The organism is Methylobacterium hispanicum (assembly GCF_022179285.1).
Classification (GTDB): domain Bacteria; phylum Pseudomonadota; class Alphaproteobacteria; order Rhizobiales; family Beijerinckiaceae; genus Methylobacterium; species Methylobacterium hispanicum.
Genome location: NZ_BPQO01000025.1, coordinates 74444 through 98455 on the forward strand (window position 1 = coordinate 74444; position 24012 = coordinate 98455).

33 protein-coding genes are annotated in these 24012 nt (G+C 72.6%); 22 read left to right on the forward strand and 11 right to left on the reverse strand.

The window, feature by feature from the left end; genetic code table 11:
• Positions 1-185 precede the first annotated feature (185 nt).
• Together MFF56_RS23845 and MFF56_RS23850 are read left to right on the forward strand one after the other, a co-directional pair.
• Positions 186-452, forward strand: a complete 267-nt coding sequence (locus MFF56_RS23845; RefSeq protein WP_066918672.1) for a hypothetical protein — start codon at positions 186-188, stop codon at positions 450-452.
• A 2-nt stretch (positions 453-454) separates the two neighbouring features.
• Entirely contained in the window at positions 455-2281 is a 1827-nt protein-coding gene (locus MFF56_RS23850; RefSeq protein WP_238231417.1) for a DEAD/DEAH box helicase family protein, read from the forward strand.
• A 39-nt stretch (positions 2282-2320) separates the two neighbouring features.
• Here the strand turns inward: MFF56_RS23850 and MFF56_RS23855 are convergent, their stop codons facing one another.
• Positions 2321-2473: a hypothetical protein gene (locus MFF56_RS23855; RefSeq protein ID WP_156453669.1), complete on the reverse strand. Its 153-nt coding sequence runs from the start codon at positions 2471-2473 to the stop codon at positions 2321-2323.
• Between the two features lie 157 nt (positions 2474-2630).
• Here MFF56_RS23855 and MFF56_RS23860 point away from each other — a divergent pair, with 157 nt between their 5' ends.
• From MFF56_RS23860 to MFF56_RS23885, 6 genes are all read left to right on the forward strand, one after another.
• A complete protein-coding gene (locus tag MFF56_RS23860) occupies positions 2631-3086 on the forward strand; it encodes a hypothetical protein (protein WP_238231418.1) in 456 nt (151 codons plus the stop codon).
• The gene (locus MFF56_RS23865) at positions 3083-3499 is read left to right on the forward strand and encodes a hypothetical protein (RefSeq protein WP_238231419.1); all 417 of its coding nucleotides are present in this window, start codon (positions 3083-3085) and stop codon (positions 3497-3499) included. Before MFF56_RS23860 ends, MFF56_RS23865 begins: the two co-directional genes overlap by 4 nt.
• 81 nt (positions 3500-3580) lie before the next feature.
• Positions 3581-3844 carry a hypothetical protein gene (locus tag MFF56_RS23870; protein WP_238231421.1) on the forward strand — a complete coding sequence of 88 codons (264 nt, stop codon included), beginning with the start codon at positions 3581-3583 and terminating at the stop codon, positions 3842-3844.
• A 98-nt stretch (positions 3845-3942) separates the two neighbouring features.
• Positions 3943-4359, forward strand: a complete 417-nt coding sequence (locus MFF56_RS23875) for a DUF2934 domain-containing protein (protein WP_066926452.1) — start codon at positions 3943-3945, stop codon at positions 4357-4359.
• A 179-nt stretch (positions 4360-4538) separates the two neighbouring features.
• On the forward strand, positions 4539-5222 hold the full coding sequence (locus MFF56_RS23880; RefSeq protein WP_066926455.1) for an HAD family hydrolase: 684 nt from the start codon (positions 4539-4541) through the stop codon (positions 5220-5222).
• Between the two features lie 184 nt (positions 5223-5406).
• Complete coding sequence (locus tag MFF56_RS23885; protein WP_066926457.1) at positions 5407-5610, forward strand: hypothetical protein; 204 nt, start codon at positions 5407-5409, stop codon at positions 5608-5610.
• A gap of 59 nt (positions 5611-5669) precedes the next feature.
• Here MFF56_RS23885 and MFF56_RS23890 read toward each other — a convergent pair whose 3' ends face one another.
• Entirely contained in the window at positions 5670-6146 is a 477-nt protein-coding gene (locus MFF56_RS23890; RefSeq protein ID WP_066926459.1) for a MarR family winged helix-turn-helix transcriptional regulator, read from the reverse strand.
• A gap of 154 nt (positions 6147-6300) precedes the next feature.
• Here MFF56_RS23890 and MFF56_RS23895 point away from each other — a divergent pair, with 154 nt between their 5' ends.
• On the forward strand, positions 6301-7080 hold the full coding sequence (locus tag MFF56_RS23895) for a DUF1499 domain-containing protein (protein ID WP_066926461.1): 780 nt from the start codon (positions 6301-6303) through the stop codon (positions 7078-7080).
• A gap of 3 nt (positions 7081-7083) precedes the next feature.
• On the opposite strand, the gene MFF56_RS23900 is transcribed toward MFF56_RS23895, so the two are convergent.
• From MFF56_RS23900 to MFF56_RS23910, 3 genes are all read right to left on the reverse strand, one after another.
• Positions 7084-7992, reverse strand: coding sequence for an MBL fold metallo-hydrolase (locus tag MFF56_RS23900; protein ID WP_066926463.1), 909 nt, complete (start codon positions 7990-7992; stop codon positions 7084-7086).
• 84 nt (positions 7993-8076) lie between these two features.
• Positions 8077-9093, reverse strand: a complete 1017-nt coding sequence (locus MFF56_RS23905) for a DUF2865 domain-containing protein (RefSeq protein ID WP_197430722.1) — start codon at positions 9091-9093, stop codon at positions 8077-8079.
• A gap of 402 nt (positions 9094-9495) precedes the next feature.
• Positions 9496-9654 (reverse strand): hypothetical protein, encoded by a 159-nt coding sequence (locus tag MFF56_RS23910; protein ID WP_156453965.1) that lies wholly within the window; start codon positions 9652-9654, stop codon positions 9496-9498.
• 322 nt (positions 9655-9976) lie between these two features.
• Here MFF56_RS23910 and MFF56_RS23915 point away from each other — a divergent pair, with 322 nt between their 5' ends.
• Positions 9977-10153, forward strand: coding sequence for a DUF1328 domain-containing protein (locus MFF56_RS23915; RefSeq protein WP_082773302.1), 177 nt, complete (start codon positions 9977-9979; stop codon positions 10151-10153).
• A 76-nt stretch (positions 10154-10229) separates the two neighbouring features.
• Here the strand turns inward: MFF56_RS23915 and MFF56_RS23920 are convergent, their stop codons facing one another.
• Entirely contained in the window at positions 10230-10508 is a 279-nt protein-coding gene (locus MFF56_RS23920) for a NepR family anti-sigma factor (protein WP_238231423.1), read from the reverse strand.
• Positions 10509-10688: 180 nt separating this feature from the next.
• Here MFF56_RS23920 and MFF56_RS23925 point away from each other — a divergent pair, with 180 nt between their 5' ends.
• Both MFF56_RS23925 and MFF56_RS23930 read left to right on the forward strand, forming a co-directional pair.
• On the forward strand, positions 10689-11495 hold the full coding sequence (locus tag MFF56_RS23925; protein ID WP_066926467.1) for a response regulator: 807 nt from the start codon (positions 10689-10691) through the stop codon (positions 11493-11495).
• A 457-nt stretch (positions 11496-11952) separates the two neighbouring features.
• Complete coding sequence (locus MFF56_RS23930) at positions 11953-12330, forward strand: hypothetical protein (protein WP_066926469.1); 378 nt, start codon at positions 11953-11955, stop codon at positions 12328-12330.
• A 140-nt stretch (positions 12331-12470) separates the two neighbouring features.
• On the opposite strand, the gene MFF56_RS23935 is transcribed toward MFF56_RS23930, so the two are convergent.
• Positions 12471-12662 carry a con-10 family general stress protein gene (locus MFF56_RS23935; protein WP_066926471.1) on the reverse strand — a complete coding sequence of 64 codons (192 nt, stop codon included), beginning with the start codon at positions 12660-12662 and terminating at the stop codon, positions 12471-12473.
• Between the two features lie 181 nt (positions 12663-12843).
• Here MFF56_RS23935 and MFF56_RS23940 point away from each other — a divergent pair, with 181 nt between their 5' ends.
• Positions 12844-13053 carry a hypothetical protein gene (locus tag MFF56_RS23940; protein ID WP_066926473.1) on the forward strand — a complete coding sequence of 70 codons (210 nt, stop codon included), beginning with the start codon at positions 12844-12846 and terminating at the stop codon, positions 13051-13053.
• 10 nt (positions 13054-13063) lie between these two features.
• On the opposite strand, the gene MFF56_RS23945 is transcribed toward MFF56_RS23940, so the two are convergent.
• On the reverse strand, positions 13064-13888 hold the full coding sequence (locus tag MFF56_RS23945) for an SCO family protein (RefSeq protein ID WP_238231428.1): 825 nt from the start codon (positions 13886-13888) through the stop codon (positions 13064-13066).
• A gap of 130 nt (positions 13889-14018) precedes the next feature.
• On the opposite strand from MFF56_RS23945, the gene MFF56_RS23950 reads away from it, so the two are divergent.
• On the forward strand, positions 14019-14462 hold the full coding sequence (locus MFF56_RS23950) for a Crp/Fnr family transcriptional regulator (RefSeq protein ID WP_066926478.1): 444 nt from the start codon (positions 14019-14021) through the stop codon (positions 14460-14462).
• Between the two features lie 34 nt (positions 14463-14496).
• Here MFF56_RS23950 and MFF56_RS23955 read toward each other — a convergent pair whose 3' ends face one another.
• Positions 14497-15921: an amino acid permease gene (locus MFF56_RS23955; RefSeq protein WP_066926480.1), complete on the reverse strand. Its 1425-nt coding sequence runs from the start codon at positions 15919-15921 to the stop codon at positions 14497-14499.
• A gap of 306 nt (positions 15922-16227) precedes the next feature.
• On the opposite strand from MFF56_RS23955, the gene MFF56_RS23960 reads away from it, so the two are divergent.
• Complete coding sequence (locus tag MFF56_RS23960) at positions 16228-17544, forward strand: MFS transporter (RefSeq protein WP_066926482.1); 1317 nt, start codon at positions 16228-16230, stop codon at positions 17542-17544.
• Positions 17545-17567: 23 nt separating this feature from the next.
• On the opposite strand, the gene MFF56_RS23965 is transcribed toward MFF56_RS23960, so the two are convergent.
• A complete protein-coding gene (locus MFF56_RS23965; protein ID WP_066926484.1) occupies positions 17568-17783 on the reverse strand; it encodes a hypothetical protein in 216 nt (71 codons plus the stop codon).
• 179 nt (positions 17784-17962) lie between these two features.
• Between MFF56_RS23965 and MFF56_RS23970 the strand changes: the two genes are divergently transcribed.
• The 5 genes from MFF56_RS23970 to MFF56_RS23990 all read left to right on the forward strand — a co-directional run bounded on the left by MFF56_RS23970 (position 17963) and on the right by MFF56_RS23990 (position 21424).
• On the forward strand, positions 17963-18373 hold the full coding sequence (locus MFF56_RS23970) for a VOC family protein (protein WP_066926486.1): 411 nt from the start codon (positions 17963-17965) through the stop codon (positions 18371-18373).
• A 33-nt stretch (positions 18374-18406) separates the two neighbouring features.
• Positions 18407-18901, forward strand: coding sequence for an SRPBCC family protein (locus MFF56_RS23975; protein WP_066926488.1), 495 nt, complete (start codon positions 18407-18409; stop codon positions 18899-18901).
• Positions 18902-18915: 14 nt separating this feature from the next.
• Positions 18916-19389, forward strand: a complete 474-nt coding sequence (locus MFF56_RS23980; RefSeq protein ID WP_066926490.1) for a VOC family protein — start codon at positions 18916-18918, stop codon at positions 19387-19389.
• A gap of 343 nt (positions 19390-19732) precedes the next feature.
• Positions 19733-20236: an acyltransferase gene (locus tag MFF56_RS23985; RefSeq protein ID WP_238231430.1), complete on the forward strand. Its 504-nt coding sequence runs from the start codon at positions 19733-19735 to the stop codon at positions 20234-20236.
• A 132-nt stretch (positions 20237-20368) separates the two neighbouring features.
• Positions 20369-21424, forward strand: a complete 1056-nt coding sequence (locus MFF56_RS23990; protein ID WP_066926494.1) for a glycosyltransferase family 4 protein — start codon at positions 20369-20371, stop codon at positions 21422-21424.
• Between the two features lie 142 nt (positions 21425-21566).
• Here MFF56_RS23990 and MFF56_RS23995 read toward each other — a convergent pair whose 3' ends face one another.
• Positions 21567-22835 carry a hemolysin family protein gene (locus tag MFF56_RS23995; RefSeq protein ID WP_238231432.1) on the reverse strand — a complete coding sequence of 423 codons (1269 nt, stop codon included), beginning with the start codon at positions 22833-22835 and terminating at the stop codon, positions 21567-21569.
• A gap of 328 nt (positions 22836-23163) precedes the next feature.
• Here MFF56_RS23995 and MFF56_RS24000 point away from each other — a divergent pair, with 328 nt between their 5' ends.
• Entirely contained in the window at positions 23164-23304 is a 141-nt protein-coding gene (locus MFF56_RS24000) for a hypothetical protein (RefSeq protein WP_197430723.1), read from the forward strand.
• 179 nt (positions 23305-23483) lie between these two features.
• Positions 23484-23960 (forward strand): CYTH domain-containing protein, encoded by a 477-nt coding sequence (locus MFF56_RS24005; RefSeq protein WP_066926496.1) that lies wholly within the window; start codon positions 23484-23486, stop codon positions 23958-23960.
• The last annotated feature ends 52 nt before the right edge of the window (positions 23961-24012 follow it).

Below are 24012 nucleotides of genomic sequence, written 5' to 3' on the forward strand. Positions count from 1 at the left end.
GAAGACGGTCGAGGCCTCAAGTTCTCGCGCCGCAAAATAGGCTTTTCGCTTCGCCAACTTCGCACGCAAACATTCGGCAAGCACTCGACGAGCACTCCACAAGCACTTGGCAAGTTGCGATGGCCGCGCCATCCTCCCGGCCAGCGCGCCGCCCTGCGCCCTCAGTGAGAACGGGAGCGACCTCCATGCTTGCCAGCAGCCGCCTGATCAAATCCTCGTGGATCGCCGTCGAGGTCACGCGCGACCGGGCGGAGCGGGTGCTCGTGGTCGAAACCTACATCGCGGTGAGCCCGCTGGAGCGGAACTACGATGCCGGCCAGTACGAGAAGGTGGTCGGCTGCGTGCGCAGGGTCTTGGAGGCCCATCCGGAGATCGACCGGGCCTCGATCCTGAGCATGCACCGGGACGCGGGCTGCACCGCCCTGTTCCGGGAGACCCCCGCGGCGGCCTGAGCGTGAGCGCGGGCGCCGGAAGCGCGACGGGACGGGGCCCCTGGAACCCGGGCATCGAATCGACCCTGCCGCGGGCCTTCCTGCCGCTGGCCACCGTGTTCCGCCCGGAGAACGTGGCGACGCCCCTCGCCGAGGCGCAGGAGGTGGCCGCCTTCTCGGGCCTCGCGCCGACCGAGGTGGTGGCGTTCCGCCCCGAGCGGCTCGTCGTGCACGAGCTGCTGATCCGGGTGATGGCCGACCTCTCGGTGCCGATGGGCGAGACCTACGGCGATCTCGGCGTCAACTTCCGGGCGATCGTCGCGGCGATCCACGCGGACGTGATTGCCCCCCGGATGGCGGAGATCCGGGCCTGCCACGCGGCGGCCCGCGCTGATCTCTCGGCCCGCATCGCCGCCGAGCTCGACGCGATGCTCACCCCGCCCGCCTCCGCGCCGCCCCCGGAACCGCCGCGCGGCTGGCGGGCGCTCCTGGGACTCGCGCCGAAGCCCGCCCCCGCGCCGGCCCGCCCGATCGCGGAGCCGCCGGAGGCGCGGGCCGAGGCGCATCTCTCCGACTGGGAGGCCCGCGCCGGCCAAGATCCCGCAGAGGGCGCCGCGCAGGCCGGCCTCGCCCGGGTGGTGCGCAGCCTGATCCGCCATCGCGGCGGCCTGATCGGGGATCGCGCCCTGATCGTGCGCCTCGCCACAACGCTCGCCCTCAACCGGGAGGGCAGCCGCCGGATCGGGCGGTTGATCGAGCCCTGGTTCGCCGAGTCCGTGGCGCGGGCGGGCCACACGGTGGTGCGGGCGCAGGCGCAGCCCATCGTGATGAACGTGAAGGGCGCCTCCGCCTCGGGCAAGAGCACGATGCGTCCCCTGCAGCGCGCGCTCGCCGCCCGGCTCGACATCCCCTGGTCAGACTTCGCGGTGATCACGCCGGACATCTGGCGCAAGTTCCTGCTCGACTACGACAGCATCGGCCCGGCCCACGGCTACGCGGGCACGCTCACGGGGCACGAGGTCGAGATCGTGGACGCCAAGCTCGACCGCTACATGGCCCGCAAGGCTCGGGAGGGGCGCATGTCGCACCTCCTGATCGACCGCTTCCGCTTCGACAGCTTCAACGCTGTCTCGGGAACCCAGGACGGCAGCCAGCTCCTCACCCGGTTCGGGCACCGGGTCTTCATGCTGTTCATGATCACGCCGCCCGAGGCGACGGTGGAGCGGGCCTGGCTCCGGGGCCTGCAGTTCGGGCGGTTCAAGGCCGTGGACGACCTGCTCGCCCACAACATCGAGGCCTTCTCCGGCATGCCGGAGCTGTTCTTCACCTGGGCGCTCAGCGCCGACAAGGAGGTCCACTACGAGTTCCTCGACAACAGCGTGAAGCTGGGCGAGCCTCCGCACACCGTCGCCTTCGGCACCAACGGCGAGCTGACGGTGCTCGACCTATCGGGCATGCTGGCGGTGGAGCGCTACCGGCGGATCGACGTCGAGGCGCGCGCGCCCGGTTCCGTCTATCCCGACGCCGGCCTGCTCGCGCCGGAGCACAATACCGGCTTCCTGCGCGCCTGCGCCCGGCGGATGCGCGCGATCCGCTTCGCCGAGCGCGCGAGCGGGCGGATCTACGCCGTCCACCGGGCCGGACGCCTCACCTGCCTCGACCGCGCCGCCCTCGACCGGGCACTCTCCGACCCGGACACCCGCGCCGCGCTGGCGGCGATCGGGGGCGGCCACCCGGACCGGATCCCGGACGGGACGGCGCAGGAGGGAGCCCTGGAGCGCGGCCGGACCCTCACACTCGGGGCGTGGGGTGAGGATCAGCCGCACGCTCTGGAGGCGGCGGAGGCCTGAGCGAGCCTCCGCCCGCCACCATCCGCCGTGCGGATGCCGTCAGCGCCGCACCCGCGCGGGCTGCGGCCGCAGGACCGCGCGGCACGCCGCGTGCAGCGCGAGGCAGGCCAGCGCCGCGCCGGCCGCGGCGAGCCCGAGGGCCGGCGGGATCGCCGTCAGGGACCCAGTCATGGGGATTGTCACGGTGAGCATGGAACCGTTCTCCGCCGATGGCCGATAACCGCGAGGCTCGGCCCGACAGGGTTAACGGATCGTGAAGGCCAGGCCGGCAATCGTTAGGCCGCAATTAACCGCGATGCTCGATCCGGTGCCGAACCCGCGCGCAACCGACCAGGAGAACCGCCGAGGGATGACGATCCGTCCGCGCCGCGCCCCGCTCCCCGGGCTCGCCCCGGCGATGCTCGCGGGCGCGCTCCTGGCTTCCGCGTCGCCCGCGATGGCCGAGGAGCCCGCGCCGCTCTACCTGCGCATCCGGCCGCCGGAGGCCCGCCCGGCACAGACCGGGGCGGGCGGCACCGGCCGCGACGACGGCGCCGGTCCCGGTGCCCTGGCGGACGCGGAGGCGATCCGCCGGGCCCGGGCGGCGCGCGAGGCGGTCTGGGAGCGCGCCAACGCGCGCGCCCGCGTCGTGATCGCCTCGGTCTGCACCGGCTGCATGAAGCCGATGCCGCCCGCCCCGGTTCTCGCGGAGCCGGAGCCGGCTACCGCACCAAGCCCCGCGGAATCCGGCGCGACCGGGGCGCTCGCCGCCCTCGCGCCCGATCCCGCAGCCCGCCCACCCCACGCACCGGAGGAGATCCCGTGACGCAATCGCATCCGACCAGCGCCGCCGAGCCCGACGTCGCCTGTCCGGTCCCCATGGAGACGCTCGGCGCGATCTACCGGGCCGACGCGTACGACCTGCCGGAACTTCTCGAGGCGATCCCGCCGCTGAAGCGGGCGCAGCTCGCGACCTACCTGTACGGCAAGAGCCACATGCATCAGCTCGGCCTGAAGGTCGCCCGGGCCTGCGAGCGCGAGGATCTGGTCCGCGTCGCGGGCGAGATCGGCTCGGTGATCCACGGGCAGGCGCACCTGCCGCCGCCCAAGCCCGCCGCCGTCCCGGAGCCCGGCAACAAGCCCGGACAGAAGAAGATCAGCCTCGGCGGGCAGAAGAAGGAGACCCCGAAGATCAGCCTCGGCGGCTCCGCCGCGAAGGGCCGCAGCTTCGACTGGTGAGCCGAGCCCTCGCGGGAACCGCCCCGGTTCCCGCGAGCTTGACGACAGCGCCCGCGCGAGGACGCGCGCACGGAGACAGGCATGTTCGCTCCCTGGTGGAAGCTCGGCATGGACGCCACGATGCTGGCCTTCGAGTCGCAGCAGGTGATCGGCCTGCGCCTCGCCATGCTGTCGCTCGGCGGCTCGGCGGCGCAGGTCGAGGCCCAGCGCATGGTCACCGAGAAGATGGTGGCGGCGGGGGAGGCGGCCCTACTCGTGGCCTCCGGGGGCACCGCCGCGGGCGTCGTGGCGGGCTACCGCCGCAAGGTTCGGGCGAACGCGCGCCGTCTGTCGAAGCGGCGCTGAGCCCGGCGCCGGGCGCGCTGCTGCGGCGCACAAGCCGTTAACCGACGCTTAACCCTGCCCTCCCATCGTCCCCGTGGGGAAGATCAGGAGAGCACCGCATGGAGACGATCACCGAGCAGCATGTGCGCGAGCGCGCCTACTACATCTGGGAGGGCGAAGGCCGGATCCACGGTCGCGCCGAGGCCCACTGGCTGCGCGCCGAGGCCGAGCTGACCCGTCCGGTCGCCGCCGCGGCCGAAGCGCCGAAGGCCGCCCGGAAGAGCCGCGCGAAGGCTGCCGCACCCGCCGTCGAGATCGCCGCAACGCCGGTCGCGGCCAAGGCCCGGAAGCCCGCCGCCCGCAAGACCGCCGACGCGGCCGCCAAGGTCGATGCGAAGCCGGCCGCGAAGGCCGCCAAGCCGGTGGCGAAGGCGGTCGCCAAGACGGTCGCCAAGACGGTCGCGAAGACATCCGCCGTGCCGGCCGGCATCGCGGCCAAGAAGGCGGCGAGGCCGGCCGCGATCGCCCTGCACTGAACCCGCAGCGCGTCCGCGGTCACGGACCATCCGGAGCCCGTCCCGCGAGGGGCGGGCTCCTGCCGTTTCGGGGAACGCGGCCGAACCTCGGCCGTTGACCTCGCAGCCCGCGCGAAGGAGCGTTCCGTGAAGATCCCCCCGGCCCGCCGCCTCCCCATCTTCCCGCGCTGATACCGGCCATGGCGCGCGCGGTTATCTTCGACATCGACGGGACGCTGCTCGACAGCGTCGATCTGCACGCCGAGGCGTGGGTCGCGGCCTTCCGTCATTTCGGCATCGACGCCGATTTCGCCGTGGTGCGCGGCCAGATCGGCAAGGGCGGCGACGAACTGATGCCGGTCTTCGTGCCCCGCGAGCGCCTCGCGCGCGAGGGCGAGGCGATCGAGACCTACCGGTCCGACCTGTTCAAGCGCGACTACCTGACCCGCGTGAAGCCCTTCCCGGGCGTGCGCGCCCTGTTCGAGCGCGCGCGCGCCGAGGGGCTCACGATCGCGCTCGGCTCCTCGGGCAAGCGGGACGAGGTGGAGCACTACCAGAAGATTCTGGGCATCGCCGACCTCGTCGACGTCGCAACAAGTTCCGACGACGCGGACCGCTCGAAGCCGCACCCCGACATCTTCGAGGCGGCGCTGGAGCGCCTCGGCGGCATCCCGAAGTCGCGCGTCCTGGCCGTCGGCGACACGCCCTACGACGCCGAGGCCGCGGGCAAGGCGGGCATCGGCACGATCGGCGTGCTCTGCGGCGGTTTTCCCGAGGCGGATCTGGCCGCAGCGGGCTGCCGCGCCATCTACCGCGATCCCCAGGACATCCTCGACGGGTTTGATGCCTCACCGCTCGCCCGCGGGCACGGTCGTCCGGATTGAGCCACGGGCTGCGACCGCACCCCAATCCCCCATACCCGGTGCGCTACCGCACATGCTGCGCGGGCTTATGCACGGCCGCGTTGACGTGCCGGCTACCGAATCCCGTTGCGGGGGCTGGTCACGGTCGAGCGAAAGGCGTATCGCGCCGCCCGCGGTTCAGAATCATTCGAGACGAGCGCGTATCATGCCTCAATCGGTCGCCGGCGTTCAGGTCCGGTCCGTGTCCGAGAAGTCCCTCGCCCAGCTCGTGAGCGAGGCGGTCCAGAGCCACGCCACCCCGATCAGCCAGCTGCTGCGGCTGATGTGGCAGGTCGATGCCGAGCCGGGCGCCAACGAGAACCTGCGGGCGCAGCTGCGCGCCCGTATCGGAGCGCCCCTGCGGGCCTGACCCACGCCCGTCGCGCGCATCCCTTCCGGCCGGCCTCGCTCAGCGGGGCCGTCCGCTTTTCAGCCCCGCCCTGCCTCGGCATCCGCGCGGGCGAGTTCCCGCCACGCAAGCACCAGCCGCTCGATCGCGGCGAGGTCGTCCCCGCCGAGGCGCCCGAGCGTGCGGCGGACATAGGCTTCCTGCGCGGCGATGCCCCGGGCGGCGAGGTCCGCGCCCGCCGGGGTGAGGTGCAGGGCGTGCGAGCGCCGGTCCCCCGGGATCGGCCTGCGCTCCACGAGCCCGGCCTCGACCAAGCGGTCGATCAGCCCCGAGACGTTGCCCTTCGTCACGTAGAGCCGGGCCGCCAGATCCTGCTGGGTCAGCCCCTCGCGCTCGCTGAGCGTCGAGAGCACGTCGAATTGCGGGATCGACAGTCCGATGCCGCGCAGCTCCGCCGCGACGGCGGCCGTGACCCGCCGGTTGAGGCGGATGAAGCGGAACCAGACCCGGAGCAGGTCGGGGCGTTGCGGATTCGGCTCTGGCTGCGGACGCGACATCGTGGCTCGACCCTATAACAGAGGGAAGCGGGGGTAGCATCCGCCGACCGCTTCAACCCATCGTTCACGCGCTGGCGCGGGGGCCGGGCCCCCGGTAAGACCGGGCTCCCGCCCGCGGCCGCGCCGCCGGGATCGCCGAGGTCGTCCGAGAGCCATGCGCCGCCCGATCGTCGAGGAGCCCGTCACCCGCGCCGGTCCGCTGGCGCGCCGGCTCGCCCTGTTCTCGATCCTGGTGACCGCGCTGGCCCTGATCCTGGTGCGCGATCCGCGCACCGAGACCGGTCCGGCGCTCGCCACGCTCGGGGCCGGGATCGCGGTGGCGCTCGTCGCCGTGCTGACGGCAGGCTTCGCCTTCGTGCGGGTCTGGCGGGAGGGCGCGCGGGGGCTGGGCGCGGCGGTGGCCGGGCTGTTCCTGGCCGGCCTCGTGCTGGCCTATCCGGCCTACGCGGCCCTGCGGGGCCTCCGGCTTCCGGCGCTCAACGACATCAGCACCGACATCGAGAACCCGCCGGCCTTCTCGCGCTCGCGCACGGCCTTCGCGGCGCGGGACGGACGCTACCCGCCCGAGCCAGGCCCGGAGGCGCGCGAGCGCCAGCGCGCCGCCTACCCGCAGGTCGCGCCGCTGACCCTCGACGTCGATGCCGACGAAGCTTTCGAGCTGGCCCGCAAGGCGGCGGTGAACCGGCGCTGGCAGATCGTGGAGGCGATCCGCCCGGGCGGGCGCGTCGGCAACGGCCGGATCGAGGCGGTCTCGCGCGGCCTGCTGCTCAACCTGCCCGACGACGTGACCGTGCGGGTGCGGCCCCGCGCGGACGGGGCGCGCATCGACGTCCGCTCGGCCTCGCGCCTCGGGGGGCGCGACCTCGGCGTCAACGCGGACCGGATCCGCGCCTATCTGGACGAGGTCTCGAACCTCGCGCTCGCCTTGAAATAAGCTTCACGCCGGCCCGTAGCGCCCGTCGATCCGCGCCGGGCCGTCGCTCCGCACCTGCCCGCGCTCGACCAGATCCTCCAAGTGGGCGAAGACCGAGAGCATCGCCGCGCCGGTCAGGCGCGGGTTCAGCCCTTGGTAGATCGCCGCGACGATCGCCGCGATATCCGCGTCGCCCGCCGCGATCCGCGCCCGGATCGCCGCCTCGCGCTGGCGCCGGTGGTTGGCGAGCCCCCGCACGAAGCGGCGCGGGTCGCGCACCGGCCCGCCATGGCCCGGCCAGTACACGGTCTCGTCCCGGGCGCGCAGCTTGTCGAGCGAGGCCATGTAGGCGCGCATCGAGCCGTCCGGCGGCGCGACCACGCTCGTCGACCAGGCCATGACGTGGTCGCCCGAGAACAGCGCGTTCTCCTCCGCCAGGGCGAAGGCGAGATGGTTCATGGTGTGGCCCGGCGTCTCGACCGCCTCCAGAGTCCAGCCGGGCCCGGAGACCCGCTCGCCCTCGGCGAGTTCCCGGTCGGGCCGGTGCTCGCGGTCGGCGCTGGCGTCGAGCATCGGCACCTCGCCGGCTCCCAGCGCCCGCGCGGCCCGGTGCGGTCCGCAGCCGACGACCGGCGCGCCCGTTCGGCCCTGCAACGTCCGGGCCCCCGGAGAGTGATCGCGGTGGGTGTGCGTGACGACGATCTGCGCCACCGTCTCGCCCGCGAGCCCCGAGAGCAGGCGGTCGAGATGGTCCGCATCCTCGGGGCCAGGATCGATCACCGCCACAGCGCCGCGTCCGACGACGTAGGTGCAGGTGCCGCTCGCGGTGAAGGGGGACGCGTTAGGCACCACGAGCCGGCGCACCAGGGGCGTCAGCGTCTCGAAGCGGCCCGCGACCGGCAGGGCCGTCTCGAAATCCGGCCCATCCGCCATCGACCGCTCCACTCGTCGCCTCGAGAACGGCCCACGCCTACGCCATCGCGTGCGGCGTGTCAGCGCCCCCGGCTGAGGGGGTCGTCAGCGCCCGTAGTGCGAGGGCTGCACGATCCGCAGGGGCACGAAGCCGCCTGCGGCGCGCTCCGGCAACAGGAAACCGCCCGCGGAGGCGACCCGCACCACCGCTTCGCGCTCGGCCGCGCGCAGCACCTGCCGGAAGCTGCGCTCGCGCGCCTCGCGCTGGAGCGCGCCGACCCGACCCTCGATCTGGCGGCGGGCGCCCCCCGAGATCCGGGCGGTGCGGTAATCGACGAGGGCGAGGCTGCCGGCAACCGGCACCGCCACGCGGGCCGACGCGCGGGTCGCCACCGCATCACCGGCGCGCAGGGTCGGGTCCCGCGCGACCGAGAGGATCGCGCGCGCATCCGCCGCCCCCTCCGCCGCGGCCCCTTCGGCCGCCTGGCAGGAGCAATCCGCGACGCGGCGCTGGCGATAGACGTTCGCGAGCGCCGCGGCGCGGTAGGGCTGGCCCTGCAGGCTGACCGCCTGATCGAGTTCGGCCGCGCCCGCCGCCAGGGTGTAGAGGCTGGTGCGCGCCCCCGGGCAGGCCGCCGCGCAGGCGGCCTCGTGCGCCGGCAGGTCGGCGCGGGCGCGCAGGTTGCCGAGGGGGAAGAGGTAGCCGTCGCACATCCGCACGCAGACGGTGCGGCGCCCGGCCGCCGAATCCGCCACCGCGCGCGGGATGCGGGTGCTGTTGCGGGCGGCGTCGCGGCGGACCGCCGCGCGACGCACGCGCCAGTGCGTGGTCAGAGCGGGGCCGGGGCGGGTCGCCGGGATCAGGCGGCGACGGGGCGGCGCCCCGGCGTCGGGCAGGGCGACGTAGCGGGCGGCCTGCCGCGGCGCCGGCTCGGGCCGGGCAGGGGGGCCGCGGAAGAGCGCTTCCAAGAAAGCGAAGGGGTTCTGGCTGTCGGAGGCGTGGCCGACGCCCACCGCCACCGTGACGCCGCCGAGCCCGAGCACGAGGCCGGCCAGCAGCGACCCGATCAGCCGCCGCCGCGGCCCGCCGGCCGAAAGCCCTCGCCAAACCCGCGCGTCCACGCCCATGCCGCCCCCCCCGGATCGGGCGTACCGGCCCGCGCGCAGGCACGATGGCCGCGACCGCTTCACCGATGCCGAATGCCCGAAGGAAACCAAGCCTTAACGGTCGGACCGGAGCAAGTGTGGCGGACAACGGACCGGACCGTGCGCGAAGGCGCGGAGGGCGGGGCGGGACGCCGTCGATAGCGACTCCCGCTCGAAATCGGGACACACCGTTCCGCGCCGGGCCGGAGCGAGAGTCGGGGCGGCGAGGATGCGCCGGATCGGACCTGGGTCCTGCCCCGAAACGGACGGTGGACAAGTCGCGGTTGGGATCGTGAAACTAGCGAAGCCGCCCGTTTCCGGACGGCTTCATGGCCTCGTTCGATCGGGGGATCGAGAGGGGCGTCCCGCGCAGCCGCCTCAGCGGCGCCCGTAGGGCGGGTTCCGACGGATCCGGACCGGAACGAGCTGCGCATGCCGTCGGGGACCCACGAGGTCGAGCAGACGCTCGCTCGCGCGTGCCAGGGCATCTGTGACCGTCTCGGCGAGGCGCGCGGCGAGCGCGGGGGCGTTTCTCATCGCTGGGTCTCTCGACAACTGGTTACGAATGTCTTCGCTCTGTCGAACGCCGCGGACACGTCTGCGTTCCGCCAGCCGTCCGGCTTCGATGGACGACATATGGCGACGACGCCCGCCGGATGCGAGGGCGAACGGGGAGCGGAGCGCACGGTCCGGAGCGGCGCAACGCCGCGTCCTGCCACCCACGAGCCGCTCGCGAGAACGCGATCGAACCGACGGACGATCTCTGCATTTCGAGTGCGGAACCATGGCCGAACCTTGGCGTTTTCATGGTCAGATAGCTGCGAAGCACCGCGGCAGAACTATTCGAAGGACTGGAACAATGCTCGGTTGGGCCGTTACATTTCTCGTCGTGGCCCTCGTGGCCGCTCTGCTCGGCTTCGGCGGCATCGCCGGCACCGCCATGGAAGCCGCGAAGCTCGTCTTCTTCGTCGCGATCGTGCTCTTCGCCATCTCGGCCGTCATCGGCCTGCTGCGGGGTCGCTCGCCGACACTCTGACGCGGAGCCGGGTCGCCTCGCGGCGACCCGGCGAAGGCTCAGGCGCCCCGCCGGCCCAGGCCGGCGCCGGGCGCCTTCACCGTTCAGGATCCTCTGCGGCGCGCGCCTCCCCCGCCTCAAGGCGCGCGATCAGATCACGGAACTGGTCGGGTACGGGCTGCTGCACCACCGCATCGTACATGGCGCGCAGATGTGTCCCGAGCCGGGTGCGGGCAAACTCGTTGAGCGAGCTGTCCGACGGCCGCACACGCTCCGGCGACATCGGAACCGCAGCCTGCTCGGTCGCCGGCGCAGCCTCCTCGACAGCCGGCATACCTTCGGCGTGGACGGCACCGGCCTTCCCGTCGTCATTCATTCACGGCATCCCCTTGGGCCGGGTGAACCCGTGCCCGCCGCATTGTCTTGCGGCTTGACATACGTCATGGCTGCTTCAGCAACGCCAGGACCCAAGTTCGGTTCCGCCGCCCCGGAACGGAGCCGGGCCGCCCGCGTTGGGCGGGAGGCGGCGAGAACATAGCAAGTCACAGGGGATCGAATGTCCACATCGCAACTCGTTGTGCAGCACCTGCCCTACCTGCGGCGCTACGCGCGCGCGCTCACGGGCAGCCAGGTCGCGGGCGACGCCTACGTCGCCGCGACTCTGGAGACGCTGGTCAACGAACCCGAGACCCTCGGGCGCAGCACCAACGTCAAGGCCGACCTGTTCCGGGTCTTCACGCGGATCTGGAACTCGCTCTCGGTCAACGGTCGCCGCGAGCAGGTGCAGCACGACCTGCCGGCGGAGGTGCGCCTCGGTCAGATCACGCCGCTGCCGCGCCAGGCCTTCTTGCTCTCCTGCCTTGAGGGTTTCTCCGAGGAGGACGCCGCGATCATCCTCGACGTGGACGTGGCGCAGGTGCGCGACCTCGTGGACGAGGCCGGTCGCGAGCTCGCCGCCGACATGGCCACCGAGATCCTGATCATCGAGGACGAGCCGCTGATCGCCATGGACCTCGAGGCCCTGGTGGAGGGCCTGGGCCACAACGTGATCGGCGTCGCGCGCACCCGCTCGGAGGCGATCAAGATCGCGGGCGAGGGCGGCAAGCGTCCGGGCCTGATCCTGGCGGACATCCAGCTCGCCGACGGCTCCTCGGGACTCGACGCGGTGAACGACCTCCTGAAGACCTTCGAGGTGCCGGTGATCTTCATCACCGCCTACCCGGAGCGTTTCCTCACCGGCGAGCGGCCGGAGCCGGCCTTCCTCATCGCCAAGCCGTTCCAGCCCGCCAACGTCTCGGCGGTGATCAGCCAAGCCCTGTTCTTCCAGCAGACCGCCCGCCGCCGCGAGGCCAAGACGGCCTGACAGGTACGACGGCCTGATGAGTGAGACGGCCTGATCGGCAAGACGAATCGAATCTGGGGGCGACTCGAGCCCCCCCTACCGAGGAAGCCCCGGCCCGCGCCGGGGCTTTTTTCGTCCAACCGCCGGCGAGGCACAAAAAAAACGGGCCGGAGGTGGCTCCAGCCCGTCTGAGAGGTTCCGGCCGATGCACAAGGGGAATGCGGGGAGGACCAGGTGGCCGGGTCCTCTACGAACGTGCCGCCGGGCCCTGGGTTCCGGCCGAGAGGCGCATTTTATTCCCCAAGCGTGCTTTTTGCGCAACATTCGGAGCCTGTGGACAAGCTGCGTGGGGAGCGGCACCCATGGCCGTTCGAAGGACGAATACTGGGACTCGCCAGGATCTCGGCAGGGTGGAACCGGGACGCGGGAGCACGCGTTCTCTTAACAACCTGTCAAGCTCCCATCGGAGGCGGCGACGATGCTTCGGTCTGGCTTCATTCTGGGCGTGAGTGCACCGGCCGCAATCCTCACCCTGATGGTCCATCCCATGGTCCGCGACACCGCCGACCGCTGGACCGCGCCAGTGGCAGTGACGAGCGCCCAGACACCCGCCGCGCTGCCATCGCCCGCGCCGCTGCCCGGCATGCGCCCGGTCTCCCTGGCGATCAGCCCGACCCGCATCGCCGGCGTCCCGCGCCTCGAGAGCCGCCCCGCCCCGTCCGCGCAGGGCGCCGAGTCGGAGGAGCGGCCCGTTCTCAAGCCCCGGCGGACCATGCGGGAGGGCTGCGAGGCGGCGCTCAGTGCCCTGGTTGGGGCAGAGGCGCGCCGCATGCTCCCGGGCCGCTGCATCTCCTGACGCCCGGGCGATCCGCCGATCGAACCGATACGAGAAAGGCCCCGCGCATGCGGGGCCTTTCTCGTATCGGTTCGACTTTTCGAAAAGAGACGGCGCCCGTCCCCGGCCGGGGAGGGCGCCGCGAGCCGTGCGGCCGACGATCACTCCCCGGCGCGACCCGTGCCGGTGGATTGCCCACCCTTGCGTCCGGCCGACGAGGCCAACTCACGGTCCTGCGAGAAGGAGCGCTTCTCGGCCGGCACGCTACGGCCGCCCTTGCTGGCGATCTCGCGCTGACGCTCGATGTTCATGGACGCAAAACCTCGCTTCGAGGTCGAATTTCCCGATGCCATCAGTCCCTCCTCAGGCTTCGCTTCACTCACTCACAACCTTCGCCAATAACCGATGGTTCCTGTTCCGGTTGGTCGCGGGCCGTTCCGCAACCGGGCCTGTGCTCGCCCGTTGAAGCGAGGACGGCGCCGGGAACAAGCCGGCGCGAAAGCTTGGCCGTAGCCAGAACGGGACAGTAGCAGGATGACGAACCGCGAGATGGCGAAGGGTGCGGTGGAGCACGGCGATGCCGGCCAGCACGCGAACGCGAAGCCCCTCCCGCCGATGCCGGCACCCGAGGACAGCACCACCCCCTCGACCCGCGAGGAGCCGATCGATTCGCCCCAGCCGAACGCCAGCGCCAAGCGCCGGCCGCCGGAGGCCGGCGAGATGGGCCTGACGACGCGGCGCTGAGACTGCGGCCTCACGCGCGCCGGACCCGCCCCGCGCGGGCGAGAAGCAGGACGAGGAGCCCGATCCCCAGGACGGTCGCGACGCCCGCGACCGCCAGGATGCGGCGCACCAGCGGCGTGTAGATGCCCCGCGCCGCGTCGAAGCCGTAGCAGAGCAGGGCGAGCCGGTCGCCCAGGCTGCCGGTCCGGCCCTCGCCGGCCTCGACCAGGGCGAGGCGCAGGTCGCGCCCGTTGAGCGCCAGCGGCGAGAGGATGCGGGCGACGCGGCCCTCCGGTGTGAGCAGGATCGCCGCGGCCGGGTGCGCGATGCTGTCCGTGCCCGGATCCGGTACGTAGCCGTAGCCGAGCGCCCGGGTCAGCGTATCGACCGCGGCGGCGGTGCCGACCAGCGCCCGCGGCCGGACGGGGGACGGCGCAGCACCGAGATCCGCCGCCAGCATGCGGCGCGCCGCCGCGGCGCCGTCCCGCGGGTCGAGCCCGACGAGGACGAAGCCGTAATCGCGCCCGGCCACGAGGCCGGTCGCCTCGAGCGCGGCGGCCGAGAGCGAGAGCATCGGGTCGCAAACGTTGCCGCAGGTGTAATCGACCGGCAGCAGCAGGACCGGGCGCCCGCCCGCGACCGCGGCGAGCGTCACGGCGCGCTCGCCGTCCGCCTCCGTGAAGGCGAGGTCGAGGGGTGCGCGCGCATCCGGCGGCGGCGCGACCGCGACCCGGGCCAGCTCCATCTGCGTCAGCCTCGCGGCGGCCGGGTTCGGCAGGAGCACCTGGAGCGCGCCCGCGAGGGCGGTCGCCCGCATCAGCGCGGTTCGGCCGCGGGTCGATCGTCCCGAACGCATCGCTTCCTCGTCTCGCAGGCCGTGATCCCTGCCGGGCGCGGGGCGCGCCCGCACTGGACAAGTCCCGAACCTTCCGCATGGATGCAGGGCCCGCTTGGTGAGGGCCAGAGCGTTGCCACGGAGCGTTGCCATGACCCTCGACACCGAGGTCTCCTCCCTGCGGCAGGTGCCGCTCTTCCGCGAGGTGGAGCCCGCGCGGCTGAAGCTGCTCGCCTTCACGAGCGAGCGCGTGCATTTCGAGCCGGGACAGCGCTTCTTCACCCGCGGCGACGCGTCGGATGCCGCCTACCTGATCCTGGAGGGCAGCGCCGCGGTCAGCCTCGACGGGCCGGCCGGCCCGATCCGGCTCGCGCTGCTCGGGCCGGACGCACTGGTGGGCGAGATGGGCATCCTGGCCGACCAGCCGCGCTCCGCCACGGTGACGGCCGAGAGCGCCACCACGGCGCTGCGCATCGACCGGGGCGTGTTCCTCGAGCTGCTGGCGCAGTTCCCGCAGATCGGCATCGCGGTCATGCGCGAGTTGGCGCTTCGCCTGGAGCAGACCAACCAAGCGCTCGCGCAGAGCCGGGCCTGAGTCCCCGGCCCTCGTCTCGGTCCTCGTCCCGGTCTCACGGCGCCTCCGCCCGCAGGCGGCGGGCATTGGCGCGGCCGTAGACGCCGTAGAGCCCGAGCCCCAAGACGAGCCAGAGGGCGAGCCGGAGCCATGTGTCGCCGGGCAGGCCCGCCATCAGAACCAGGCAGCAGAGGATGCCGAGCCCCGCGACCAGCGGGGCCGCCGGCACCCGGAAGGGGCGGGGCCGGTCCGGATCCCGTCGGCGCAGCAGCGGCACCGCCGCACAGACCAGGCAGAAGGCGAGCAGCGTCCCGATGCTGACGAGTTCGCCCAGCACCTCGAGCGGCACGAAGGCGGCGACGAGCGCCGTGCCGACCCCGATCAGGCCCTGGCTCCGCGCGGGCGTGCGCCGCACCGGATCGACCCGCGCGAAGGCCGCGGGCAGGAGCCCGTCGCGGGCCATCGCGAAGCAGATCCGGGACTGCCCGTAGAGGGCGGTGAGCGCCGAGGTGGTGAGGCCGACAAGCGCGCCGAGCTTGATCACCAGAGCGAAGCCGCCGAGCCCGGCCGCATCGACCGCGCGGGCGATCGGGTCGGGCACGTCGAGGTCGCGGTAGGGCACGAGGCCCGTGAGCACCGCGGCGACCAGCACGTAGAGCAGGGTGGTCAGCGCCAGCGAGCCGAGCAGCCCCACTGGCGCGTCGCGCTGGGGCCGGCGCGTCTCGCCGACCGCGGTCGAGACCGTCTCGAAGCCGATGAAGGCGAAGAACACCACGCCCGCCCCGCGCAGCACGCCGCTCCAGCCGTACTCGCCGAAACGGCCCGCGTTCTCCGGCACGAAGGGCCGCCACAGCTCGGGCCGCAGATGCGCGAGGCCGACCGCCACGAAGGCCAGGATGATCGCGACCTTCAGCGCCACCAGCGCGGCGTTGGCGGCCGCCGCCTCCCGGGTGCCGCGGATCAGCAGCCAGGACAGGGCCAGCACGATCAGGCCGGCCGGCAGGTTGACGAGCCCGCCCGCCCCGGGCGCGGCGGCGAGCGCCGGGGGGAGGGCGAGGCCGAGGTCGGCGAGCAGGCTCTGGGCGTAGCCCGACCAGCCGACCGCCACCGTGGCGGCCGCGAAGGCGAATTCGAGCACGAGGTCCCAGCCCACGATCCAGGCGCAGAGTTCGCCGAGGCTCGCCCGGGTGTAGGTGTAGGTCGAGCCCGAGGCCGGCATCATCGCGGCGAGCTCCGCGTAGCAGAGGCCGACGAAGGCGCAGGCGATCCCGCCGAGCGCGAAGGAGAGCACCAGAGCCGGCCCCGCATAGGCCGCCGCCGCCGTGCCGGTCAGAACGAAGATCCCCGCCCCGATCGTGGCGCCGAGCCCGATGCAGAGGAGGCTGAACCCCGTGAGGTCGCGGGCGAGGCCGGGCCCTGCGCCGGAATCGTCCTCCGCGGGCGGGACGCGGGCGGCATCCGTGATCGTGCGGTCGTGCATGAGGATTCCTGAATCCCGTCCCGGCCCATCCGGCAACTCCCGCCCGGCAAGTTCCGCGCCCCCCCGGGTCGGGCCCTCGTCCCAGGTCTCGCGAACGTGAGAGCCGGGGCCGGGGCATACCCATTACAAGTCAGCGCAAGACTTCACGGACTCGAGCGGGATCGGGCACCGCTCGTCTTGGTCTCGACGGCTTCCCTGCTGTAGACGAGCCTTGCGCTCGCGCACATGGAATAAACAGCGCTCTCGAACGTGTGGCCTGCACCAACCGAGGGCCGAGGGGCGCCACGGACGCATCAGGGGAAACGCATGGCCTCGTTCTCGGAGAGCGACCGCGGGCGGTCGAAGGTTGCCACGGTGCTGCGCGTCACCAGCGGCAACTTCCTGGAGATGTTCGACTTCTTCCTGTTCGGTTTCTACGCCTCGTACATCTCGAAGGCGTTCTTCCCCGGCGGGAACGAGTACGCCTCCCTGATGCTCACCTTCGCCACCTTCGGCGCGGGTTTCCTGATGCGCCCCCTCGGGGCGATCTTCCTGGGCGCCTATGTCGACCGGATCGGGCGGCGCCAGGGGCTCATCGTCACGCTCACCATCATGGCGGCGGGCACGATCCTGATCGCCTTCGTGCCGGGCTACGAGACGATCGGGCTCGCCGCCCCGGCCCTCGTGCTGATCGGGCGCCTGCTCCAGGGCTTCTCGGCGGGCGTCGAGCTCGGGGGCGTCTCGGTCTACCTCGCCGAGATGGCCACGCCCGGGCACAAGGGCTTCTACGTCTCCTGGCAATCGGGTAGCCAGCAGGTCGCCGTGATGGCCGCCGCCATCATCGGCTACGCGCTCAACCACAGCCTGACGCCCGGCCAGATGGGTGACTGGGGCTGGCGCATCCCCTTCCTCATCGGCTGCGCGATCGTGCCGTTCCTGTTCTACATCCGCCGCTCGCTGGAGGAGACGCAGGAATTCCTCCACCGCAAGGTCCGGCCGAGCACGAGCGAGATCTTCGCCTCGCTTGCCCAGAACTGGAAGATCGTCGTGCTCGGCATGCTGCTGGTCGCGATGACCACGATCTCGTTCTACACGATCACGGTCTACACCCCGACCTTCGGCAAGTCGGTACTGAAGCTCTCCGATACCGACAGCCTGCTGGTCACCTTCTGCACGGCCCTGTCGAACCTGTTCTGGCTGCCGGTGATGGGCGCACTCTCCGACCGGGTCGGCCGCAAGCCCCTGCTGCTCGTCTTCTCAGGCCTGACCCTGCTCACCGCCTACCCGGCGCTGGCCTGGCTCGTCGGCCACGTCTCCTTCGGCAACATGCTGATCGTGCTGCTCTGGCTGTCCTTCCTGTACGGCAGCTACAACGGCGCCATGGTGGTGGCTCTGACCGAGGTGGTGCCGGCCAAGGTCCGCACCGCAGGCTTCTCGCTCGCCTACTCGCTCGCGACCGCCTTCTTCGGCGGCTTCACCCCGCTGGTCTCGACCTGGCTGATCGAGCAGACCGAGAACCGGGCCGCTCCCGGCATCTGGATGGCCTTCGGCGGCGCCTGCGGCTTGGTGGCGACGCTAGCGATCTACCGCGGCGCGGCCGTGCGCGCCCGCGCCGGAACGCTCGCGGCCGACCCGGCGCGCTGAGACCGGCACCGCGGACGCAGGCCTCAGCGCAGGTAGCCGCGCGCCCGCAGGTCGCGCTCGACGGCCTCGTGGACGGGCTGCAGCACGTCGTCGTTCCGGGCCGGCGGCGGTTCGAGGGGTCGCATCGGGGGAAACGCGCGCATCGCGTCCGCGGCCCGGGCGCCCGGATCGCCGTCGCGTGCGCGGCCCACCCCACCCAGGCGCGCGCCGAGGGCGGATGCGATCAACCTGCTCAGCATAGCCCCTCCCGATTCCCGCAGAGGTCAACGCGCCCGGGCCCCGTTCGTTCAGAGGCTGTATCGGCCGGCCGCTTGAGGCGGGTCTCCGGGCGCGGTGGCCGGCCGGCGGGCGGGACTTCCGGGCCGGCGCCTCCCGTGGCACCGTCACAGGCGATTCGCCCGGCCGAGGAGACCGACCGATGAGGCCCGAGCCCCCCGCCACCGCGCCCGCGAAGGGCGGCCTCGTCGCCTACCTGTCGCTCGACGGCGCCCTGAAGGCCGCGGATTTCTACGTGCGCGCCCTCGGTGCCGAGATCGCCGCCGCGATGCCGTCCGACGACCGGGGCCGCACCATGCACGTGCATCTCTACGTCAACGGCACGTCGCTGATGCTGGCCGACGCCTTCCCCGAATACGGCCACGCGCTCGAACCGCCCCGGGCCTTCACGCTGACGCTGATCGTCGAGGACATCGACGCGTGGTGGCGCCGGGCGATCGAGGCCGGCGCCACGCCCGTGAAGGAGCCCGGGGAGATGTTCTGGGGCGACCGCTACGCCCAGTTCCGGGATCCCTTCGGCGTGCTCTGGGCCCTCAACCAGCCGAAGGGCTGACCCGCCGTCCGAGAGACCCCGCGGAGCGAGCCGATGACCGCCGAGACGACCGCTGAGACGTCCACCGAGACGCCCTCCGGGCGCGACCTCGTCCTCAGCCGCCTGATCCCGGCCCCGCCGAACCTGCTCTACCGGGCCTGGACCGAGCCGGACCTGCTGCGGCGCTGGTTCGCCCCCGCGCCGTTCCGGGTCACCGAGGCCGAGATCGACCTCAGGCCCGGCGGCACGACCCGGATCGTGATGGAGGGACCGGACGGCACCGCCTTTCCGAGCGCGGGCGTCTATCTCGAACTCGTCCCGGATGCCCGCATCGTCTTCACCGACGCCTATCTGCGGGCCTGGGAGCCCGCCGCCAAGCCGTTCTTCACCGGCATCGTCACCTTCGAGCCCGAGGCCGGCGGCACGCGCTACACCGCCCGGGCCCGGCACTGGAGCGCGGCCGACCGGGCCGCCCACGAGACCATGGGGTTCCACGAGGGCTGGGGCCGCTGCGCCGACCAGCTCGCGGCGCTCGTCGCCACCCTCTGATGCGAGAGCTGCCGATGCGCGTCGCGACCTGCCTGTGGTTCGAGCGGGAGGCCGAGGCCGCCGCCCGCTTCTACGTCGGCCTGATCGCGGATTCGGCGATCGAGCAGGTCCAGCACGCCCCGGGGCCCTGGCCGGGCGGCGCGCCGGGGGATCCGATCCTCGTGCGCTTCCGCCTCGGCGGCCAGGGCTTCCAGGCCCTGAACGGCGGCAGGCCGGCCGATTACGGCACCGCCGCCTCGATCTCGGTCACCTGCGCGGACCAGCCTGAGATCGACCGGCTCTGGGAGGCGCTGACCGCGGACGGCGGCCGCGAGATCGCCTGCGGCTGGCTCAACGACCGCTGGGGCGTGCCCTGGCAGATCGTTCCCGAGGCCCTGCCGCGCCTCCTCGCCGACCCGGACCCCGCGGTCGCCGCACGGGTCTTCCGGGCGATGCAGGGCATGGTGAAGCTCGATCTCGCCGGGCTGGAGCGCGCCGCGGCGGGCTAGCGGGACGGGCATCGCGACGCGATCGGGTAGAGGACCGCCGCAGCCTCGCCCGGCACATGCGCCCCCGGGCGGTTCCGCGATCCTGAGAACCGGGCGGAGCCGCGCGACGGCCGACGTCCCGTCCCGCCCGGCGACGGCCTCGGAAGACGTCGCTCGCGCCGGGCAGGCCCCCCCGGGACAACCGCTCGGGCAAACCGATTGCCCGTCTCGACCGTTTGGAGGCTGCGCCGGCCGCCGACGCGCGGCAGGGATTTGGCCAGGTGAGGGTAGGTGAATGGATAAGAAGCCGTCCTTTTCCAGACGGGTGACCGAGCATCTTCTGGCGCGCGCCCTGAGCGCTTCCATGTCTCTCAAGGGCATCGAGCACGGGAAGGGATGCCGGGCGGTTCACAGGTTGCCCGACCTGCAGAACGACGGGCGCATGTCGATCGGGCACGACGTCGTCTTCAGGTCGAAGAACGGCCGCGTCTCGATCACCGCCGACCCCGGGGCCGAGGTCAGCATCGGAGCGGCGGCCTACATCAACAGCCTGACCGTCATCCATGCCTGGAGTCGGATCTCCATCGGCAGCTGCTGCCGCATCGGAGAGATGTGCTTCATCTCCGATACGAACTTCCACGAGATCGAGGAAGGGCAGGGCGCCATCGTGAAGCCCGTGACCCTCGGACGAAACGTCTGGCTGGGCCGCGGCGTGGTCGTCCTGCCGGGCGTGACCATAGGCGACCACGCCGTAGTTGGCGCCGGCTCCGTGGTGACGAAGGACGTTCCCGCGCGCGCGCTCGCGACCGGCGTGCCGGCCCAGGTCGTTCGCTCCCTTCGCGCGAGCGATACCTATATCCGGCCGTGACTATCCGGCCGTGACACCCCTCGCGCCGCCCGTCCGGGCCGGCTGCCCGCGCAACGCAGCCAAGATCGCCGCCTCACGCTCGACAGGGCGGACGCATGTCGGGAGCCCTTCGGCTCGCTCAGGAGACCATCGATGACGGTCACGCAAACCGCGGGAAGCCGCCCGACGCGAAAGGTCGGCCTCGTCACCGGATCGCCCGATGTCGGGCGGTGCGGCATTCACGACTACGTCCTGGCCCTGGCCCAATCCCTGCGCGGCACGGGGACGGCCTGTGAGATCATCGATCAGCGCGATTGGTCGCTGACCGGCCTGAATCGGCTCCGGCACAAGGTCCGCCTCTCCGACCCCGACATCGTCCACATCCAATATCCGATGATCGTCGGGTGGCGCAGCCTCGGACCGCACCTGCTCGGATGGCTGTCGAGAAAGCCCCTGGTCCTGACGCTGCACGAATTCACGAGCTTCGACCGCCTGAGGCAGGCGTCCCTGCGCGCCTTCGTCCACAACGCGACCACGATCTGCCTGACGACGGATTACGAGACGGCGCACTTCCTCCGCGCCTTCCCGGGTGCCGCGGCCAAGGTCAGGACCATACCGATCGGGAGCAACATCCCGCGCGCCGACCGGACCGCCCACCTCGATGCGCCGCCCTACACGGTGACGTATTTCGGGCAGATCAAGCCCGGCAAGGGCATCGAGCAGTTCATCGACCTGATCCGCGTGGCCTCGGCGAAGCAGCGCCCCTGGACGTTCCGCATCGCCGGCGCCCCGGTCGGGTGGGCCCCGCACTACATCGAGGACTTGACGAAGGGCTTGTCCGGCTGTCCGGTCGAATGGATCCTGAATCCGAGCGACGCGGACGCCGCGCGCGTCCTGGCGGACTCGCATGTCGCCTACCTGCCCTACCCGGACGGCATCTCCGAGCGCCGGGGCAGCTTCCTGGCGGCCCTCTGCAACGGCGTTCCCGTCGTCACCACCGACGGCCCCGCGCGTCCGCAGGGGATCGACGCGATCGCGCGCCTCGCCCCGGACGCGGAGAGCGCGGATGCGGCCATCGCCGCCCTGCTGCAGGATCGAGACACCTGGGAGCGGCTGAGCTTCGCGGGACAGCGCTACGTCGCCAAGCACGACTGGTCCCGCATCGCGGAGCAGTACCGGGCGGTCTACGACGCCGCCGTGGCGCGCTGAGCGGATCGCCGCGCGGCTTGCCGCCCGCAGGCCGGCCGCGCGGCGCGGATGACGAGGCGGCTGCGCGGACGGGCCGGGTTGCGGGCACGGTCGGGGTCAGGTCCTGCCCCGGCACCCCGGCATCGGCCGAGCGGCTGGCCCCTCAGCCGAGCGGCTGGACCAGCAGCTTGTCGACGCGCCGCCCGTCCATGTCGACCACCTCGAAGCGCCAGCCATGCGCCTCGACGCTGTCGCCCGTGCTCGGGATGCGGCCCAGCCGGAAGATCACGAAGCCCGCGATCGTGTTGAAGTCGTCGCGCTCCGGCTTCTCGGCGAACCCCAGGCGCTCGAAGGCCTCGTCGGCCGGCATCATGCCGTCGATCAGGAAGGAGCCGTCGTCGCGCTCGACCACGTCGGGCTCCTCGCCCGCCTCCGGGATGTCGCCCGCGATCGCCTCCAGGAGGTCGGTCGCCGTGACGATGCCCTCCAGGCTGCCGTACTCGTCCACCACGATCGCCATCTGGACGGGCTTGGCCCGGAAGGTCTCCAGCACGGCGAGCACCGACATCGCCTCGTGCACGACGATCGGCTGGCGCGTCACCGCGTCGATGTCCGGCGGCTGCCCGTCGAGGACGCGGTCGAGCAGGTCCTGCTTGCGCACCACGCCGACGACCTCGTCCACCGTACCGCGGCTGACGACGACCTGCGCGTGGCTGCAATCGCGCAGCGCCCGCAGCACCGCGTCGCGGTCGTCCTCCGCATCGACCCACTCGATCTCGTGGCGGGGCGTCATCACCTCGCGGATGCGCCGGTCGCCCAGCGCGAAGATGCGCTCGACCGCCTCCTGCTGCGCTTCCTGGATCAGCCCGGCCTCCCGGCTCGCCTCGACCAGGAGGTTGAGTTCGGCGGTCGAGTGGTGGCCGCCCTCGCCGTGGCCGGCCTGGAGGCCGCACAGCCGCAGCACGCCGTTGCCGAGCCCGTTCAGGAAGACGATGGCCGGACGGAACACGAACAGGAACAGGGAGAGCGGCCGGATCACCGCGAGCGCCGTGCGCTCGCTGCGCTGAAGCGCGAGGCTCTTCGGGGCGAGCTCGCCCAGCACGATGTGCAGCGCCGTGATGATCACGAAGGAGATCACCACCGCGACGGTGTGAGCGCCCACGCTCGGCAGCACGCCCGGCAGCCAGGCGAGCGCGGGCTCGACGAGGTGGGCGAGGGCCGGCTCGCCGACCCAGCCCAGCGCCAGCGACGAGATGGTGATGCCGAGCTGGGTCGCGGCCAGGTGCGCGTCGAGGTGGTCGGTGGCGGCGAGCAGCGCCTTGGCGTTGACGCGCCCCTCGTTCACCAGCTCGGTCACCCGGCTGCGGCGCACCGCCACCAGGGCGAACTCGGCGGCCACGAAGAAGCCGTTGGCCAGCACCAGCGCGAGCACCGAGAGCAGGCCGAGGGCGGTCGCCCAAGCATCGTCGGAAATCGTCGTCTCCCGCCTTTGGCCCGGCAGCCCTGTGGCCAGCCATTCGGCCAGCCATGCGGGCCGCGCCGGCCTGACCCATCCGGATCTCCCATACCCGCCCCCGGGGATCAGGGCTATCCGAAGCCCGCCCCGATCCGTCCGGAGAACCGATGGATCGACGCGCGATCGGCGCCGCAGGCCGCGGACGCCGCCATCCACGCCGCCGGGCCGCACCCGGCTTGCCTGGGCCGCCCTTACGGCTAAGCTTCGCGCCGACGCCCGGCGCGGCGCCCACCCGGAGCCCCGATTGTCCTCCATCAAGATCAAACCGGCCTGCGACGGCACCTACACGCTCTACCGCGACGGCGACGCCGTCAGCTCGGGCCTCACCCTGCATCAGGCGCAGGAACTCGCCGCGGTGCTGCGCTGCCTCGACCCGGGGGTGTGAGGGCTGCCCGGACCGCGCGCATTCTCCGCGCGGCCGGGAACCGGGCCGGACGGATTGATCTTGTCGTCGGACACGTACAGGATCTCCGGGCAGCGGGTCCGACAAACCCTCGCCCCCCGTCCCTGCTGCGCGTCGCGTCGTGCGTCACCGAACCGCCCCGCAACAGCGACGAGCCCTGCATGGCGATCGAGATCGAGCGCAAGTTCCTCGCGACCCGGGCCGTCCTAGAGCATTGCCGCTTCGGCACCGTCATCGTCCAGGGCTATCTCTACACCGACGCCGAGAACACGGTGCGGGTGCGCCGCATGGGTGCCCGCTACCTGCTCGCCTGGAAGGGGCGGCGCCTGGGCGCGGTCCGCGAGGAGATCGAGTTCGAGCTGCCGGCTGCCGTGGGCGCCGCGCTTCTCACCGCCGTCGATCCGCGCGGGCGGATCGAGAAGGTGCGCTACCGGGTCGAGGACGGCGGCCGCGCCTGGGACGTCGACGTCTTCGCGGGCGCCCTCGACGGGTTGATCCTGGCGGAGGCGGAACTCGCCCGCGCCGACGAGGCCGTGGCCCTGCCGCCCTGGATCGGCGAGGAGGTCACCGCGGACGAGCGCTACCGCAACTCGCGCCTCGCCGCCGGAGCCGTGGTGCCGCAGCGCGCGGCGGCCTAGCCCGCGCGCCCTCCGGGACGGGGCGGCCGGGGCCGCGCCGGATCGCCGTCCC

Bases quoted from the DNA above. Each gene is read 5' to 3' on its own strand.
- MFF56_RS23845 (WP_066918672.1), top strand. From the start codon at position 186: ATGCTTGCCAGCAGCCGCCTGATCAAATCCTCGTGGATCGCCGTCGAG.
- MFF56_RS23855 (WP_156453669.1), bottom strand. From the start codon at position 2,473: ATGCTCACCGTGACAATCCCCATGACTGGGTCCCTGACGGCGATCCCG.
- MFF56_RS23860 (WP_238231418.1), top strand. From the start codon at position 2,631: ATGACGATCCGTCCGCGCCGCGCCCCGCTCCCCGGGCTCGCCCCGGCG.
- MFF56_RS23870 (WP_238231421.1), top strand. From the start codon at position 3,581: ATGTTCGCTCCCTGGTGGAAGCTCGGCATGGACGCCACGATGCTGGCC.
- MFF56_RS23875 (WP_066926452.1), top strand. From the start codon at position 3,943: ATGGAGACGATCACCGAGCAGCATGTGCGCGAGCGCGCCTACTACATC.
- MFF56_RS23880 (WP_066926455.1), top strand. From the start codon at position 4,539: ATGGCGCGCGCGGTTATCTTCGACATCGACGGGACGCTGCTCGACAGC.
- MFF56_RS23885 (WP_066926457.1), top strand. From the start codon at position 5,407: ATGCCTCAATCGGTCGCCGGCGTTCAGGTCCGGTCCGTGTCCGAGAAG.
- MFF56_RS23890 (WP_066926459.1), bottom strand. From the start codon at position 6,146: ATGTCGCGTCCGCAGCCAGAGCCGAATCCGCAACGCCCCGACCTGCTC.
- MFF56_RS23895 (WP_066926461.1), top strand. From the start codon at position 6,301: ATGCGCCGCCCGATCGTCGAGGAGCCCGTCACCCGCGCCGGTCCGCTG.
- MFF56_RS23900 (WP_066926463.1), bottom strand. From the start codon at position 7,992: ATGGCGGATGGGCCGGATTTCGAGACGGCCCTGCCGGTCGCGGGCCGC.
- MFF56_RS23910 (WP_156453965.1), bottom strand. From the start codon at position 9,654: ATGAGAAACGCCCCCGCGCTCGCCGCGCGCCTCGCCGAGACGGTCACA.
- MFF56_RS23915 (WP_082773302.1), top strand. From the start codon at position 9,977: ATGCTCGGTTGGGCCGTTACATTTCTCGTCGTGGCCCTCGTGGCCGCT.
- MFF56_RS23920 (WP_238231423.1), bottom strand. From the start codon at position 10,508: ATGAATGACGACGGGAAGGCCGGTGCCGTCCACGCCGAAGGTATGCCG.
- MFF56_RS23925 (WP_066926467.1), top strand. From the start codon at position 10,689: ATGTCCACATCGCAACTCGTTGTGCAGCACCTGCCCTACCTGCGGCGC.
- MFF56_RS23930 (WP_066926469.1), top strand. From the start codon at position 11,953: ATGCTTCGGTCTGGCTTCATTCTGGGCGTGAGTGCACCGGCCGCAATC.
- MFF56_RS23935 (WP_066926471.1), bottom strand. From the start codon at position 12,662: ATGGCATCGGGAAATTCGACCTCGAAGCGAGGTTTTGCGTCCATGAAC.
- MFF56_RS23940 (WP_066926473.1), top strand. From the start codon at position 12,844: ATGACGAACCGCGAGATGGCGAAGGGTGCGGTGGAGCACGGCGATGCC.
- MFF56_RS23945 (WP_238231428.1), bottom strand. From the start codon at position 13,888: ATGCGTTCGGGACGATCGACCCGCGGCCGAACCGCGCTGATGCGGGCG.
- MFF56_RS23950 (WP_066926478.1), top strand. From the start codon at position 14,019: ATGACCCTCGACACCGAGGTCTCCTCCCTGCGGCAGGTGCCGCTCTTC.
- MFF56_RS23955 (WP_066926480.1), bottom strand. From the start codon at position 15,921: ATGCACGACCGCACGATCACGGATGCCGCCCGCGTCCCGCCCGCGGAG.
- MFF56_RS23960 (WP_066926482.1), top strand. From the start codon at position 16,228: ATGGCCTCGTTCTCGGAGAGCGACCGCGGGCGGTCGAAGGTTGCCACG.
- MFF56_RS23965 (WP_066926484.1), bottom strand. From the start codon at position 17,783: ATGCTGAGCAGGTTGATCGCATCCGCCCTCGGCGCGCGCCTGGGTGGG.
- MFF56_RS23970 (WP_066926486.1), top strand. From the start codon at position 17,963: ATGAGGCCCGAGCCCCCCGCCACCGCGCCCGCGAAGGGCGGCCTCGTC.
- MFF56_RS23975 (WP_066926488.1), top strand. From the start codon at position 18,407: ATGACCGCCGAGACGACCGCTGAGACGTCCACCGAGACGCCCTCCGGG.
- MFF56_RS23980 (WP_066926490.1), top strand. From the start codon at position 18,916: ATGCGCGTCGCGACCTGCCTGTGGTTCGAGCGGGAGGCCGAGGCCGCC.
- MFF56_RS23985 (WP_238231430.1), top strand. From the start codon at position 19,733: ATGTCTCTCAAGGGCATCGAGCACGGGAAGGGATGCCGGGCGGTTCAC.
- MFF56_RS23990 (WP_066926494.1), top strand. From the start codon at position 20,369: ATGACGGTCACGCAAACCGCGGGAAGCCGCCCGACGCGAAAGGTCGGC.
- MFF56_RS24005 (WP_066926496.1), top strand. From the start codon at position 23,484: ATGGCGATCGAGATCGAGCGCAAGTTCCTCGCGACCCGGGCCGTCCTA.